Below are 16,605 nucleotides of genomic sequence, written 5' to 3'. Positions count from 1 at the left end.
TGTAATTTTGCAACATGTTGGCGATGGATATTGAAAAAAAGATAAAAGACTTAACAGCAGAACTTAATCATTACAACTATCAATACTATGTATTGGCGAATAGTCTTATTTCAGATTATGACTTCGATCTCAAGTTAAAGGAACTCGAAGCACTGGAACGTCAATATCCAGAATTTGCTGATCCAAACTCACCTACACAACGTGTCGGTGGCGATATCACATCTAAATTTAAAACGGAAAAACATCGTTGGCCCATGCTTTCTTTGGGCAATACCTACAGCCAAGAAGAATTGTTTGACTTTGATCAGCGAATCCGCAAGATCATTGGCGATCAGTTTGAGTATGTCTGTGAATTAAAATTTGATGGCCTTTCCATTAGCCTCACCTATGAAAATGGGATACTGAGCAAAGCGGTTACCCGCGGAGATGGAACACAGGGTGATGTCGTGACAAGCAATGTCAAAACGATTCGCTCCATTCCGATCAGACTCAAAGAAGGTGACTACCCTGAACAGTTTGAAATTCGGGGAGAGATATTTATGCATAAATCCGCGTTTTTACGTCTGAATAAGGAACGCGAAGAGAATGAAGAACAGACTTATGCCAATCCGCGTAATTTTGCTTCGGGCACAATAAAACTTCAGGATTCGGCAGAGGTTGCCAAAAGACCCTTGGATTGTTTTCTATATTTCCTGTATTGTGACAATAGGACCAATTTATTTCACGATCACTGGAACAGCCTGGAACGTGTGAAAAACTGGGGCTTTCCTGTTTGTGAACACACAAGAAAATGTAATACACTGACAGATGTCTTTGAATTCATTGACTATTGGGATACCGAACGACATAACCTTGGATACGAAATCGACGGGATCGTTATCAAAGTAAATGATTATGCCCAACAAGAAGATCTCGGTTTTACGGCCAAGAACCCAAGATGGGCGATATCCTATAAATTCAAAGCTGAACGTGTTGAGACAACACTCAAGACCATTAGCTACCAAGTGGGGCGTACTGGAGCGGTGACTCCAGTAGCTAACCTTCAACCTGTAGTGTTGGCGGGTACAACGGTCAAACGTGCATCACTGCACAATGCCAACGAAATTGCACGGCTAGATTTACATCAAGGTGATACCGTCTATGTAGAAAAAGGTGGAGAAATCATTCCAAAAATCATTGCTGTAAACCTTGAAAAGAGATTAGCAGATGCAACAGCCTTTGTCTATCCAGACAGCTGTCCAGAATGTGGCACCGCATTAATTAGACAGGAAGGTGAAGCAGTCCACTACTGTCCCAATGAAACAGGATGCCCTCCACAGATCGTCGGTAAAATGCAGCATTTTATTGGGCGTAAAATGATGGATATCGAGGGGATGGGCGATGAAACAGTAGAGACCTTTTTCAAAAAAGGACTATTGCATAATATCGTCGATATCTACGGTCTAAAAGATCATCAGGAAGACTTACAGCAACTCGAACGCTTTGGCCAAAAATCCATAGACAATATGCTTGCGGGCATTGAGAAATCAAAAGAGAAACCTTTTGAGAAAGTGTTGTTTTCTTTGGGCATACGTCATGTTGGCGAAACAATCGCAAAAAAACTAGCACAGCATTTCAAGAACATCGATGCTCTTGCTCAGGCTTCAACGGAAGAAATTGAAGGGGTACAAGATATCGGACGCCGTATCGCGGAGAGTGTCAAAGAATACTTAGACAACCCTATTCATCAGCAACAACTCATTAGCCTAAGACAGTATGGCTTAAATTTGGAAATTGAGGAAAAGGAAATCATTCTGGCAAGCGAAAATCTCAGCGGAAAGACTTTTTTGATTTCAGGTGTATTTGCTGATTATTCCAGGGAGCAGCTCGCAGAGCTGATTGAGAGCAATGGCGGCAAGATGCTTTCTTCGATTTCTGCAAAGTTGAATTATCTGGTTGCAGGAGATAAAATGGGACCATCTAAATTAGCGAAGGCGGAAAAATTAGGTGTCCCGATGATTAATGAAAAGGATCTCTTAGACCTTATTCATGCCAAATAGGATTTTTTAATTAAATTTATATAAATACAAAAACAAGATGAACGAGCTTCACGGCGCAGGAGTAGCATTGGTCACTCCTTTTAACTCAGATGAATCTGTTGATTTCGAGGCATTAGGTCAACTTATTGACTTGCAAATCAACGAGGGTATGGATTATTTGGTTTCTTTAGGTACAACTGGAGAAGTTGCCACACTGACTAAAGAAGAACGAAAGCGTATCTGGGATTTCACTGTCAAGCGCGTGAACGGTAGACTTCCTTTGGTTGCTGGTATCGGTGGCAACAATACAGCAGAGATTGTAGAACAGATCAAAGCTTTTGATCCGACTGGTTTTTGTGCCATCTTATCTGTGTCACCTTATTATAACAAACCGACACAGGAAGGAATTTATCAGCACTATAAAGCTATTGCGCAAGTTTCCCCTTTACCTATTATATTATATAATGTACCGGGCCGTACGGGTAGTAATATGACAGCACAAACGACACTACGTTTGGCTAATGATTTTTCAAATATTGTTGCAATAAAAGAAGCTTCCGGCAATTTTGCTCAATTCAGCGAAATCTTACGGGACAAACCTGCAGATTTTCTATTGATCTCTGGAGATGATCCAGTGACTTTACCCATGATGGCACTCGGTGCTGCTGGCATTATCTCTGTCGTTGGAAATGCATTTCCAAAACGCGTTGCCAAGCTGGCAAAATTATGTGCAGAAGGGAATTATCATGAAGCAAGAGCAATCCATAACGATCTACTCCAGCTAACAGATCTTTGTTTTGTCGAAGGAAATCCTGCTGGCGTCAAATATATTCTTAAAAAATTAGGCATCGGTCATGATACTTTACGCCTTCCATTGGTAGGTATCAGTGAAAAAACACAAGTAGCGATAGCTGAAGAAATGGGCAAATTGAACTAAGCAATCAATTTGTTTGTTGTTGAAAAAGTTTAGATCTCGCTTGAGGTCTAAACTTTTTTGCTTCAAGGCGTTGCAATATAACAATATAATACCTACCTTTGCACTTCCACAAATGTGGAATTTTAAATAACAAAATTAATTAACAAAATGCAACAGTACGAATCTGTAATCGTTCTTACCCCGTTGCTTTCTGAAGATGCTGCGAAAGAAGTAATCGCAAAATTCAAAAACATCTTAACAGAAGGCGGAGCCGAGATTGTCGCTGAAGACAATTGGGGTTTGAAAAAATTAGCGTATCCAATCCAGAAAAAATCTACTGGATTTTATCACTTAACTGAATTCAAGGCTCCAGGTGAATTAATCAACAAATTAGAGGTTGAATACAAACGTGATGAGCGCATTATGCGTTTCTTGACTGTAAGTTTAGACAAACATGCTAGAGCTTACAACGAGAAAAAACGTAGCGGTGCATTCAACAAAAAAGCTGAAACTAAAACTGAGGAGGGCGCAAACTAATGGCTAACGAAAATATCCAATACGTAACTGCTCCTAAAGTAGAGGACAACCGTAAAAAATACTGTCGTTTCAAAAAGAATGGTATCAAATATATCGATTATAAAGATGCTAACTTCTTGATGAAATTTGTAAATGATCAAGGTAAAATCTTACCTCGTCGTTTAACTGGTACATCTTTGAAATTTCAACGTAAAGTAGCTCAAGCTGTTAAACGTGCTCGTCACATCGGTTTGTTACCTTACTTAGCTGATGCAATTAAATAAGGAGGACGATAGAAAATGGAAGTAATTTTAAAACAAGATATCAAAGGCTTAGGTGAGCAAAACGATATCGTTAATGTAAAACCAGGTTTCGGTCGTAACTACTTAATCCCTCAAGGATTTGCTATCCAAGCGACTGAATCTGCAAAGAAAGTTTTAGCTGAGAACATCAAACAAGCTCAGTTCAAACAAGAGAAAATCAAAAAAGACGCTACTGAATTAGCTGGTAAATTGGAAGCTATTAAACTTTCAATTGGCGCTAAAGCAGGTGAATCTGGTAAAATCTTCGGTAAAGTAAATAGCATCCAAATTGCTGATGCATTGAAAGCAAAAGGTTTTGATGTAGATCGTCGTCGTATTACATTCGAAGTTGAGCCTAAGGAACTAGGTGAATATATCGCTAACTTAAACTTACACAAAGAAGTTAAAGTTCAAGTTCCTTTCGAAGTAATCGCTGAATAATTTTATATTATTTAGTACAATATACAAAAGCGGCTATCCAATGGATAGCCGCTTTTTTTGTCGCTTACCTTCCTTACACCTGCTTAAAACAAAAAAACTCGCGCTGCTGAGAACAACGCGAGGCATAATCTAGGGTATTTGAAAGGGAAAATCTTTATTTATATCAAAATATCAATAAAAAAACATAAATAAAACAAATAAATCAGAAAAATATACAGTTTTATCTCGTTTTAATATTCAAAAGAAGTAAAAATTATCCATTTATCAAAATAAAATTGATTTTATTTTGATAAATAAGCATAAACAACATAAAAACACAAATATTAACACTAAATTTAAATGAAAAACACATAAAAAACTTAAAAATACATTTTTTATGTAAAAAATTCATTTAAATCAGATAAAACAAAAAGAATTATCAAAAAAAAAGACCTGAAATAAAAATATTTCAGGTCTTTTTTATCGAAACAACAACTACTATGCTAATTGCTTCTCTAATTTCTCATTTAAAACTGATTTTGGAACTGCTCCAATTTGCTTATCTACAATTTCTCCATTTTTGAAGAACAATAAAGCAGGGATATTGCGGATACCATAACGAACTGAAATTTCTGGATTTTCATCTACGTTTACTTTCCCTATCACAGCCTTACCTTCGTAATCTTTAGCTAATTCTTCAACAACAGGACCAACCATACGACAAGGACCACACCATTCTGCCCAAAAATCAATTAATACGGGTTTGTCCGCTTTCAAAACAACTTCTTCAAAGTTGCTATCTGTAATTTCTAATGCCATAATCTTTTAATTTTATAAACCGAAGTTATATTTACGATACTACTTAATTGCTAAAATCAATAAACAAAGATAGTAACAACTGTCAATGTAATTGTAATCTTAATTACACAAAATCTAATCCAAATTAGTTCAAACGGTAATTAATCCCCTCAAACTTGTCTATACAGTCCAAAAACTCATTTGTAAGGTTTATTTTCAGACTTTTAGCTGGCATTTCGACAGAGATTTCATCCTGAGGATCCCAGATTTTAAATTTCAATTGACAATTTGGCACAACGCCTTCAATCTCGTTCTGCGCTAAGACATTTTTAATACCATCTAAGAATTCTTCGTTCAGCTTTGGCAGAGGAATATTAATTGTAAAACTCTTCGCCATCTTTTCGCGGAGTTCAGAAAGCAGCTGCACACTTCTTAATTCAAAGCCCCAGTTTCCGACCTGTCTAAAACGCTCCTGAACCAATCCGCGCAATTGAACAAAATACCCCTCCTGTAAATACCCCTTTAGCTTCACATACTCTTCCCCAAACACAGCCATATCATAAGAGTCACTGTAGTCCTCAATGATAAAGGAGGCAAACGGTTTACCGTTTTTAGTCAGGCGATGATTTGCCGAAGCTATAATCCCGCCAATAACTAATTCTTTGTTTTTGATACGATTAAACTCGAGTAATGTCTCCTCATCTACTTCTGCAGCTTTCGCTTTGTTAATCAAGGAGAGGTCTGACACCGGATTATGACAAAAATGTTCGATCTCAAACCGATAAGTATCTAATGGATGACTTGTCAGGTATATACCAATGACATCTTTTTCGTATTTAAGCTTCTCGATCAATCCCCATTGTGGACAAGGTGTCAATACAGGTTCAGGCAGCTCGGCAGCTTCACCGGCACCAAATAAGCTGGCCTGTGCAGAGTTTTCATTTTCTTTATAGCGTTGTGCAAATCGGATTGCTTTCTCCATACCTGTTGAATTATCCTCGGTATGGAAATACTGCGCGCGATGGGTACTTTCGAAACTATCAAAACCACCGGCGTAAGCCAAACTCTCAAAAGCTTTTTTATTGACCGCACGTAAATCTATACGTTTGGCCATATCAAAAACAGACTTATACAATCCAGATTGTCTCGTTTGCACAATGGCATCTACAGCACCCGCCCCCACGCCTTTGACAGCACCGATACCAAATCGAATTGCTCCACGTTCATTTACCGTAAATTTATAGTAAGACTCATTCACATCCGGACCGAGTACCTCCAAGCCCATACGCTTACATTCCTCCATAAAGAATGTCACCTGTTTGATATCATTCATGTTATTGGAAAGCACCGCCGCCATATACTCTGCAGGGAAATGCGCCTTTAGATAAGCTGTCTGATAAGCTACCCAAGCATAACAGGTGGAATGTGATTTATTGAACGCATAACTCGCAAAAGCTTCCCAGTCCGTCCAGATTTTCTCCAGCACTTTTGCATTATGCCCTTTTTCCTCTGCCTGTGCAACAAACTTAGGCTTCATCTTATCAAGTACAGCCTTTTGTTTCTTACCCATCGCCTTACGCAAGACGTCAGCATCACCTTTGGAAAAACCTGCCAGCTTTTGGGATAAAAGCATTACCTGTTCCTGATATACCGTAATCCCGTAGGTTTCCTTCAAATACTCTTCACAAGCATCCAAATCATAGACAATAGGATCAATCCCATGTTTACGTTTAATAAAACTCGGGATATACTCGATTGGCCCTGGACGGTATAGGGCATTCATCGCAATTAAATCGGCAAATACCGTAGGCTTCAGATCGCGCATGTACTTTTGCATCCCCGGTGATTCATACTGGAATACACCGATTGTTTCACCACGCTGGAAAAGCTCGTAGGTCAATACATCATCTATCGGAAATTTGTCGGGATCTAAAACGATACCATGGCTTAATTTAACATTCTCAACAGTATCCTTGATAAGCGTAAGGGTCTTCAACCCCAAAAAGTCCATTTTCAATAGGCCAGCACTTTCAACGACGTGGTTATCAAACTGGGTTACATACAGATCGGAATCCTTTGCCAGAGAAACAGGGACGAAATTGGTAATATCATCCGGCGTGATAATCACACCACAGGCATGAATACCTGTATTCCGGACAGAGCCTTCCAATACCCGTGCCTGACGAATCGTTTCGGCTTCGAGTCCGGCGCCATCAGCGATCGACTTTAAGCGATTGACGGCCTCAATCTCTTCTGTTCTTAACTTCTCCTTTAGACCAGCATCATCCAAAGTAAATATTTTGGATAACTTCAGATTTGGAATCAATTTGGCGATTTCATTTGCATCTCCCAAAGGCAGATCCAGCACACGAGCAGTATCTTTAATCGAAGACTTGGCAGCCATTGTACCATAAGTAATGATCTGAGCTACCTGACTGGCGCCGTATTTATCGATTACATACTGCATGACCCGTCCACGTCCCTCATCATCAAAGTCAATATCAATATCGGGCATGGAAACACGATCGGGATTTAGAAAACGCTCAAATAGCAAATCGTATTTTATGGGATCAATATTCGTGATACCAAGGCAATACGCAACAGCTGACCCAGCCGCAGATCCCCGGCCCGGCCCAACCGAAACACCCATGTCACGTGCTGCAGCAATAAAATCCTGTACAATCAAAAAATACCCGGGATATCCTGTTTTTTCAATCGTCGCTAATTCAAAATCCAGACGTTCCCGAATGTCAGCTGTTATCTCTTCATAACGTTTCTCTGCACCAACATAACATAAGTGAGCAAGATATTTATTCTCCCCTCTTTTTCCACCATCTTCATTGTCCTCGGCAACCTGAAATTCTTCTGGTATATCAAATTTTGGAAGCAGGACATCTCGATTCAATTTGAAGATCTCCACCTTATCTACGATCTCCTGTATATTCAGAATCGCTTCGGGTAAATCTTTGAATAGGGTCTTCATTTCGTCAGAAGATTTAAAATAATACTCCTGATTTGGCAATCCGAAACGGAACCCGCGCCCCCTACCTTTTGGTGTAGAAAGCTTCTCGCCATCCTTTACACATAAAAGGATATCATGGGCATGTGCATCCCCTTTCTTTTCGTAATAGGTATTATTGGTTGCTACAACTTTAACATCGTATTTACGGGCAAACTTAAGTAAAGTCTGGTTTACCCGATCTTCATCTTCCTGTCCATGTCGCATGAGCTCCAGATAAAAATCTTCCCCAAAATGTTCCTTCCACCATTGCAAAGCTTCCTCCGCCTGGTTTTCACCGATATTAAGCACTTTGCTGGGCACTTCTCCTTGAAGGTTTCCCGAAAGCACAATGATATCTTCTTTATACTGTAGAATAAGATTTTTATCTATACGGGGCACATAATAGAATCCTGCGGTATAGGCGAAAGAAGCCAACTTAGCTAAATTATGATAACCGCGTTTATTTTTTGCCAACAAAACAACCTGATAACCATTATCCTTTCTGGATTTATCTTTATGATCTTCGCAAACAAAGAATTCACAACCTACTATTGGTTTTAGGAGCTGACCGGTAGGTTCCTCCCCTTTTTCCAGCGCTTCCGCATTCTGTGCTTCTACTTCTTTATTATGACTAATGACCCTGGAAACAAATTCAAATGCCCCCATCATATTACCATGATCGGTAAGCGCAACAGCTGGCATATTATCCTTTACGGCAGCCGAAACTAACTTGTCATAGGACATTGTCGACTGTAAAATAGAAAATTGCGAATGGTTATGTAAATGTGCGAATTTCGCTTCTTTAAGTGCTGATAATGTATCTGCATCTACGACAACACGAACATCATCCGGTTCAGCCCGTTTTCTGATCTCATCAGAAGCGGCTTTTAAATTAACATGTTTAAGTCCTGTCGTAGGAACGGGACCAGGATTGTTCCTTTTGAAATCAACGAAGTAACCGGTATCAACCTGGAGTTCCTCCACCGTAAACACCTCTCTTCTGACCAGTTCAAGAAAACAACGCGTTGTCGCTTCAACGTCGGCAGTGGCATTATGGGCCTCAGCAAATGGCACGCCAAATAAATAGGAGTGTAATTCAGTCAGATTCGGGAGCTTGTATCGACCACCACGACCACCGGGAATTTTCAATAAATCTGCCGTTACCTCGGTACAGGTATCCAAAACCGGCATGCTCGCCATTTTAGATTCTACACCATAACGATAAAACTCGCAGCCCATGATATTGAGGTCAAAACCAATGTTCTGTCCGACTACAAATTTTGCACTATTTAATGCGATGTTAAATTTCTCCAAAGCAACCTGCAAGGGAACCCCCTTCTCTTCCGCCAATGCCGTGGATATACCATGTATTTTTTCGGAGTCATAAGGTATATCAAATCCATCTGGTTTAATCAAAAAATCCTGATGTTCGACCAAATTCCCCATCTCATCATGAATTTGCCATGCCAGCTGTATACAACGTGGCCAATTATCCGTATCCGTAATTGGCGCGTCCCAACGCTTCGGCAAACCCGTCGTCTCTGTATCGAAAATAATATACATAAATTTCTAAACCTCTTTAATACAACACATTAAATGTAAGCATATTTACATTTATTTGAACTTGAAATTTACGAAATTCTTAGGGAAGATTATGTCAGATTTTTGCGAAAAGTATTAACAGCTATTTAATATTGTACCTGTTACACTATTTCTTTATTTGCTATATTTGAACTTGACTCCAATTTCTATGATTAAAGCGATTTTTTTTGATATAGATGGGACGTTGTTAAGTTTCAAAACACATCAGGTCCCAGACTCTACGCAACAGGCATTTCAGTTACTAAAAGAAAAAAACATAAAAGTTTTCGTTTCAACCGGTCGGTCCTTTAACCAATTGGGACATATCCGCTACCTTGATTTCGATGGCTTTATCACATTTAATGGTGGTTATTGTGTCACCAAAGATGAACAGGTTATTTATAAAAATAACATTGCCCAAAAAGACATTCGTTCATTAATTGATTATGCGAAGCATCATCCCGAGCTTACCTTTTCATTTATGTCCGAAAAAGAAATCTCCTTAAATCAGGTCACGCCCGAAGTGCTACAAATGTATCAACAAGTCAACGTAAAGACGCCGCCTATACGCAATTATGAAGACAACTTTGATCTGGAATCTGTCATGCAGATCAATGTTTTTATCAACCCGGAAGAAGAGGCTGAGTTTATGGAAAACATTATGCCCAACTCGGTTGCATCACGATGGACATCCGTTTTTGCAGATGTCAACCCAATGGGCCAAAGTAAAAAAGTCGGTATAGATGTTTTTTTAGAACATTTTGGCATCGAACTTTCGGAGACCATGTCTTTTGGTGACGGGGGAAATGATATTACCATGCTCGCCCATACACAGGTTGGTATCGCCATGGGAAATGCGAATCCTGAAGTAAAAGAAATCGCAGATTATATTACCGATGATGTGGATAACAACGGCATCTGGAATGCCTTAAAACATTTTGGTGTAATTTAGAAGTGAATGGTGAGTGTAGCGCGACAGGTATTGCTATTGCTGTTCAATAGCAAACTATGTCGTTCTGGAAAAAGATATTCCAATCTGTTCTGGAAATCTGTCATTAGGGTATTCTTAAATTGACCGTCAAGGTAATGATTCATACGATGACTTACCTCAAATAGCATTACTTTTGGAGATCCCGAGAGACGGATTCGGATAGGATGTGAAGACATGCTATTATATCCGTTTGCAACTGCATTTTGCACCATCGGAAATAATAGAAGTGGCGGTATCATCAGCTCATTTTCCGACTGAAAACGGTTTTCCCATTTCAAGGAGAAACCGGCAGGCATCAATCTATTGACCATTTCGAAATATTGGTTTAACAGATCCAGCTCAACCTTTATTTCCTGGTAGGTCCCTGGCTCCAATAGCAACATTTTTTTTTGAAATATCCGATATTCCGATTCCAACACAGCCTCTTCCGCTAAAATCCCTTCCATTAGAAAATGATCTATTTGACTGTTACCAAATGACAATCTATCGGACAGTGCTAATGCCTCTTCATTTCTTACAGACTTTTTACGCAGAATGCGATCGATTATACCTGACATTTCTTAAATTGCTCTAGATTAGATACACAAAAATAAGGAAACATTATGTCAAATATTGCAATAGTTATTGAAGAAAGAGCCGCAGACATAGGTAATTTCTTGGTAGGAAGACTACTTCCTTTCAGACAGAAAAGGATGGTCGGTCCGTTTATATTTATTGATCATATGGGACCTGAAACGATCTCCGATCCTCAGTTCATGGATATTGCTCCACATCCTCATATTGGATTATCAACATTAACGTACCTGTTTGAAGGAAGTATTATGCACCGCGACAGTCTAGGAAATGAGGTCGAAATAAAACCGGGTGCGGTAAACTGGATGACAGCTGGAAAGGGGGTAACACATTCCGAACGAACTCCGGACTATCTAAGATCTATCACTCATGAACTACATGGTTTACAGATTTGGGTAGCATTACCAAAGGATCTGGAACAGATGGAACCAAATTTTGTTCACATTGAAGAACCTCAACTTCCCCATTGGAGCGAAGACGGTGTAAACTATCGCCTGATTGCGGGCGAGATTAACAATCATCGTTCCGAAGTACCTGTATACAGCCCCTTATATCTTATTGAAATTAAAGCTGACAAAGACTCCCTTATTAAATTAGGTGAACATCTCTATGGAGAAAGTGGATTGTATATTCTTCATGGCTCAGTGCATGCCGAAGGCCAGGAATTTGGCCCCAAACAAATTCTGGTTGCAAAGGATGCCAAATTATGTGAATTCGAAATCAAAGCAGGCACATCAGTGTACATCTTTGGTGGCGAACCTTTCCCCGAACAACGCTATATCGACTGGAATTTTGTTGCTTCGGACATTGAGACCCTCAAAATCGCCAGAGCTAAATGGGAGCAACACCAATTCCCTGAAGTTCCCGGAGATGATGGCTATATTCCCATTCCGCCAGTAAATCCGACATTAGGACAAAAGAAAGCTTAAAAACAGTACAAACCTTGGTTGAATGATACAAAATCAGGTATCCAATCTTTGAAATGCAAAAAAAGTTGGACAAATTAACATTTTTAAGTTTTTTGTGCGAGAGTTCGGTATTGAAATGCCCCCAAAAGTTAAACAATAACTTTGGGGACATTTCAATAAAGTGGACAACACTTTATTTTTGTACAGATACTTTTAAATAATTACTAATTCGCGGGGTTCATTAGCTGAATCGCCTTTTTCGTAAAGATATAAGAGGGTGTACTATACGTGCCATCGGCATCAAGTCCATAGCTAAAGATGCCACCTTTTTTGCCATCACTAGGTTGCCATGCTGCATATTGATAAAAGAGTGCTGGCGTCCCATTTCTTGCCGAACCATCTTCAAAACTCGCTCCGAGAACGTATTTTCCTGGAGGAATATTTCCTTTATACGCCTCATTGTAAAGTTTGTCAAGCTGGCCACCAAAATAGCGCTGCATAAAGAAATAGTCAATATAAGGTTCGATATCTTTTAAGAATTTAGGCGGTAAATTGACATAATTCAGATCCAGGATAAACAATTTCCCTGTTCCAGACGAAGGTCCAAAATGAGCACCTAAAGCTTTTATATTCAACGCAATCTGATCCAAATCCAGCTGGCTACCACTAAAAAAACCACCAAATAAGCCAGTCGATGTCGTCCCTCCACCGCTTTCAAAATCAAGATCTATCCCATCATAGTTGTAGTTCTGGGTATCGTCATTAATGTTTTGAACCCAAGTATTGCGATCTGCTACCGACATTGTCCATGGCATCCCCCTAGTGTAGACAACACGTGTACCTCTGCGATGAAGATAAGGGATGTACTGGTCGCGGAGTGCGGTCCAAAAAGGGCTCGTAGCAGGTGTGTAATCCGTAAAAACATTGACAATATCCACACTATCAGGAATAGCAAGCATCGTTTTTTGTCCTGAGTTTGATTCAACCAATGAATCACCCCAGGTCCGATAATAGCCGGCCATAATCTGGTGCGGGCTTTTTTTATACGCCTTTAATTTTTCAAAATAAGCTATCGAATCAGAAACAGGTTCCAATTCTAAATTCGGAGCATTACTTTTCTGACATGAAGATACCATGCTGATCAATACAAATAAACCAGCACAAAAGTTAAGTAGTGTTTTTCTTTCTGTTCTCATAATTTATTTTAATCTTTTATTGACTAAAGTATCTATACACTATAATATACGATTATCTCGCCTAATTATTTTAAAAAAATCACTTTTAAATAAAGAAATCATTCAGATACAGCAAAACAAATTTACTTTACAGAAAACAAAACACTTCCAAACAATATCCTTACACGCGGTGAAATGCTCATTTATGGAAAAGGGAAATCCCTCCCAATAAGCTGCGGGGCCTCTGCCAATACAGATGAAGCCAATCTCCGGCAGACCAAAGTCTTTCATGATCTGCAGCATGTTTAATAAAAAATCCGTAGCTATCTAAAAAGAAAGCTACGCATTTCAGTAGGCTTAAGTTATTATCGTAGACTTATGTTCTTGTTCTAGGACGGTTAGCCCTTTTTTGCGAGTTCAATCTTGGTTGAGATTTCATGGACAATTTTTTCCACGTCGGCGCCACCACCCGAAGATTGGAAACGAATAAAACCCTCTTTATCAATAATGACTTTAGTAGGTATACCTTTGACGCCATATGCTGTAACAACCGACTTATCCCGATCTTTCATTTCATCAAATAAAACATGGAAACTATATTTATTTTCGTTGATAAAATTATTGACGAGCTCTTTATAATTCTCTTCTTTCTGCCATGTGTTAATAAATAAAAAGGCTACATCAGGATCATTTGCATATTTGTTTACCGCAGCCTGCATTCCAGGAAAAGACATTTTGCAAGGACCACACCAGGTCGCCCAAAAATCAAGTACTACAACCTTACCTTTCATACTTGCCAGGGAGACTTCTTTACCCGAACGATCGACAAGTGAAAATTGTGCGGCCTCCTTTTTGACCATTTCGCCTTGCAATTTCGATACCAGCATTTCATCAATACGCGAATTGAGGCCTTTTAGATAATTAGTCGTATCCGACAGGCTATTATTCAATTTTCTATACAGGGGCAGCAATTCTGCCATTATTTTAGGTTCTTTTCCATTTTTGATTACCTCAGACTCCAGAAGCTGAAAAGCATCTAAGCTCTTTCCTTTTGCTTCCAGGGCTTTAGCATAGGCTATGGTCGCCGTTTCTGAAGGTGATTCCTGCTGCACTTTTGCTAATATCTCCAGCGCTTTGTCCACTTGTTGATTACCCAACAAGGCCTCCGCATATTGTAAGCTGATTCCCCCCTGATATTGCCGCCCCGTATTTCCTTTTTGACCTTCCGATTTTTGCTGGCTTAGATTGAGATAAACCGGTTCCAGTATTTTTTGCGCAAAGGCATACTCTTTCTGCTGGTTTAATTCCCGGCCAATAGCGAAAATAGCATTCGTATAATTTGCCGTGGATTTCAACTGATCTAAGTAGCTGTTTACCTTCTCAAGGTTTTTCTCTTTTGCAAACTGCTGGGCGACGACTCCAAGGGCAAATCCGTATATCCCCCTGTTTTTTTCATCGTAACTGCTTTCTGGAAATTGCTTACTTAAACGAATATACTCCGCCTCTGCTTGCGCAGCTGTTAGTTCATTTTTTTCAAACAGGTTACCAAAGGCTTCGTTTCGGGCTGTTATTCCTTTAGGAAATTTTTTACTGATGCTCTTTTTTATGGCTTCTGCCTTATCGTTTTTTTCCAGGCCAGTATAGATTCGCCCGGCGAGCAACTGGTCTTCTTCTTTTTTCGATTTTGCTAAATAATCAGCTTCTTTCAAAACCTCCGCTTTGGACGCAGCTGTTCCTTGTTGGAACAATCCATTGAGATGTTTATAAAGTTCTTCTTGTGTAATTCCTTTCTTCGCGGCCAGCTGTCCGAAAGAGGCTTGACTCCCCAAAAGCAATAGGGGAATCGCCAATGTTATTGTTTTTAAGTTCATATTTTTTAGATTTATTCGTTTTTTATCCATTATACAAGGACTTATATTTTGCCCTTAATCTCATTATTCTACCAGTATGCCTAAATGCACATCAACAATATCATCAACAACATGATTGTAGGCCTGTTCCAACAGCATTGTATTGGCATTATAGATATAGATCGAGCCCGGTTTATCAGCAGTCGGATCATTTGTGGCAATCATTAATTTTCCATCCAGGATCTTAAACTTAACAATATCACCAGTGGCATCCGATGGCAGCTGCACATATTTTTGGAATTCTACCCCCAGATAAGAGGCCATATAAATTGTCTTGCCTGCAGCCATATACCATCTGCTTGTGCGCCCGTCAAAATAAACATAACCGATTTGATTGGATGTGGGCACTGCAGCGGTCCCCAACTGACTGAAAGCTTTGGGTTTATAATCGGCACCATAATCCAAACGATAGGAATACAGTTGATTATCTTGCCTGAAGAGATAAATATGGTTGATCGATGGGATGTTAGCATAGCTACAGGCCAGGAATGTTTTTCCGTTCATCAATTCCTGCCCCGCAATTTCCTTATAGTCATTTACATAATTATATTCGTTACTGGTCACCCCATTATCCCAGACACGCACTCTTTTGTTGTTTTCGTCGTATATACTCATAAAATACCGCCCGTTTCCAAGTGGTGTGGCAACCCCATTTGGAGCTATTTTATAGTCCGAAGGATCATTGATAAATGCTGGAAGTGCAATTGTACCTTTCCTTAATACATGGAATTTACCTTTATTGACCGCATAGATCACCTCATTATAGAGATCCGCCTGTACCTGGGTCGGGCGGAACACAAAATCTCCCCCCCCCACGTAACTTGACGAATTGTACAATAAAGTAGGAACAAACTCACGGGAATCAATAACTACCACGGGATTTACAGCATCCTGAACACCAATGGTCAAAACATTATAAAAGTCCGAAGACGAGGCGCCGTATTTTTTTGTTCCGCTGATGGACAGTGGGTTTTTCCCCAACTTATCCAAGCTGGATAGCAGGACCTGGTCAAACGAGGATTTTTTGGAAATACTGGATAAGCAATAGAGTGAAGCATCTTTCGCTTTATTCTGGGTCAAAACATAGTAGCCCCATTTATAGGGATTCACAATATTCAAAAAGCAATTATAGCTTGTTGTCGTACCCGTTGATTTGTCTGTGACATGAAACTCCGCGGAAATCTTCCCATAGCGTTTATTCGCTATATAGAAAAGGTTTTTCGTTTTACTTACTGTTACGGAATCCACCTTCCATTCAAAAGTCAGCGCACTGGTATCACTGCCTGATAGTGAGCCCGTGACCGTAGGGTTCAATCGGACGGTATCATGAAAAGGAATTTCATAGATCCGACCTGTGGGATGACTATTGTCCAATAAACCGCCGATTGAAATGGAGTTCACATCTCTGTAATCATAATTGCCCAAATCCTTGGAGCAGCCTTCACATAGAAAAATTGCCAAGAACAGGATATAGGTTAGATTTTTTAAGTTCATCT

At 39.6% G+C, this 16,605-nt stretch carries 13 protein-coding genes; 7 read left to right on the top strand and 6 right to left on the bottom strand.

The window, feature by feature from the left end; translation table 11 throughout:
* The first annotated feature begins 14 nt into the window (after nt 1-14).
* The 5 genes from ligA (at nt 15) to rplI (ending at nt 4,193) form a co-directional block, all read left to right on the top strand.
* On the top strand, nt 15-2,039 hold the full coding sequence (gene ligA / locus ABFX33_RS24765; protein WP_346088901.1) for an NAD-dependent DNA ligase LigA: 2,025 nt from the start codon (nt 15-17) through the stop codon (nt 2,037-2,039).
* Nucleotides 2,040-2,076: 37 nt separating this feature from the next.
* Nucleotides 2,077-2,955 (top strand): 4-hydroxy-tetrahydrodipicolinate synthase, encoded by an 879-nt coding sequence (dapA, locus tag ABFX33_RS24760; protein ID WP_346088900.1) that lies wholly within the window; start codon nt 2,077-2,079, stop codon nt 2,953-2,955.
* A gap of 147 nt (nt 2,956-3,102) precedes the next feature.
* On the top strand, nt 3,103-3,471 hold the full coding sequence (gene rpsF / locus ABFX33_RS24755) for a 30S ribosomal protein S6 (protein ID WP_104385828.1): 369 nt from the start codon (nt 3,103-3,105) through the stop codon (nt 3,469-3,471).
* The gene (gene rpsR / locus ABFX33_RS24750; RefSeq protein ID WP_028071347.1) at nt 3,471-3,734 is read left to right on the top strand and encodes a 30S ribosomal protein S18; all 264 of its coding nucleotides are present in this window, start codon (nt 3,471-3,473) and stop codon (nt 3,732-3,734) included. Before rpsF ends, rpsR begins: the two co-directional genes overlap by 1 nt.
* Nucleotides 3,735-3,749: 15 nt before the next feature.
* Complete coding sequence (rplI, locus tag ABFX33_RS24745) at nt 3,750-4,193, top strand: 50S ribosomal protein L9 (RefSeq protein WP_046671751.1); 444 nt, start codon at nt 3,750-3,752, stop codon at nt 4,191-4,193.
* Nucleotides 4,194-4,670: 477 nt separating this feature from the next.
* Here rplI and trxA read toward each other — a convergent pair whose 3' ends face one another.
* Entirely contained in the window at nt 4,671-4,991 is a 321-nt protein-coding gene (gene trxA, locus ABFX33_RS24740; protein ID WP_104385830.1) for a thioredoxin, read from the bottom strand.
* A gap of 124 nt (nt 4,992-5,115) precedes the next feature.
* Nucleotides 5,116-9,534, bottom strand: a complete 4,419-nt coding sequence (dnaE, locus tag ABFX33_RS24735; RefSeq protein WP_346088897.1) for a DNA polymerase III subunit alpha — start codon at nt 9,532-9,534, stop codon at nt 5,116-5,118.
* Nucleotides 9,535-9,721: 187 nt separating this feature from the next.
* Between dnaE and ABFX33_RS24730 the strand changes: the two genes are divergently transcribed.
* Nucleotides 9,722-10,504: a Cof-type HAD-IIB family hydrolase gene (locus ABFX33_RS24730; RefSeq protein WP_346088895.1), complete on the top strand. Its 783-nt coding sequence runs from the start codon at nt 9,722-9,724 to the stop codon at nt 10,502-10,504.
* On the opposite strand, the gene ABFX33_RS24725 is transcribed toward ABFX33_RS24730, so the two are convergent.
* A complete protein-coding gene (locus ABFX33_RS24725; RefSeq protein ID WP_346088893.1) occupies nt 10,501-11,100 on the bottom strand; it encodes a LytS family sensor histidine kinase in 600 nt (199 codons plus the stop codon). The genes ABFX33_RS24730 and ABFX33_RS24725 overlap by 4 nt on opposite strands.
* A gap of 45 nt (nt 11,101-11,145) precedes the next feature.
* Between ABFX33_RS24725 and ABFX33_RS24720 the strand changes: the two genes are divergently transcribed.
* A complete protein-coding gene (locus ABFX33_RS24720; RefSeq protein ID WP_257087724.1) occupies nt 11,146-12,045 on the top strand; it encodes a pirin family protein in 900 nt (299 codons plus the stop codon).
* Nucleotides 12,046-12,248: 203 nt separating this feature from the next.
* On the opposite strand, the gene ABFX33_RS24715 is transcribed toward ABFX33_RS24720, so the two are convergent.
* The 3 genes from ABFX33_RS24715 to ABFX33_RS24705 all read right to left on the bottom strand — a co-directional run bounded on the left by ABFX33_RS24715 (nt 12,249) and on the right by ABFX33_RS24705 (nt 16,603).
* Nucleotides 12,249-13,220, bottom strand: a complete 972-nt coding sequence (locus ABFX33_RS24715) for an EndoS/ChiA family endoglycosidase (RefSeq protein WP_346088891.1) — start codon at nt 13,218-13,220, stop codon at nt 12,249-12,251.
* A gap of 377 nt (nt 13,221-13,597) precedes the next feature.
* Nucleotides 13,598-15,070, bottom strand: a complete 1,473-nt coding sequence (locus tag ABFX33_RS24710) for a redoxin domain-containing protein (RefSeq protein WP_346088889.1) — start codon at nt 15,068-15,070, stop codon at nt 13,598-13,600.
* Between the two features lie 63 nt (nt 15,071-15,133).
* Nucleotides 15,134-16,603 (bottom strand): PKD-like family lipoprotein, encoded by a 1,470-nt coding sequence (locus ABFX33_RS24705; RefSeq protein ID WP_346088888.1) that lies wholly within the window; start codon nt 16,601-16,603, stop codon nt 15,134-15,136.
* Nucleotides 16,604-16,605: the final 2 nt, after the last annotated feature.

It is taken from the genome of Sphingobacterium ginsenosidimutans (assembly GCF_039536865.1).
Taxonomy (GTDB): domain Bacteria; phylum Bacteroidota; class Bacteroidia; order Sphingobacteriales; family Sphingobacteriaceae; genus Sphingobacterium; species Sphingobacterium detergens.
The sequence above is the reverse complement of the archived record's forward strand: the minus strand, read 5'-3'. Positions and strand labels throughout refer to the sequence as shown.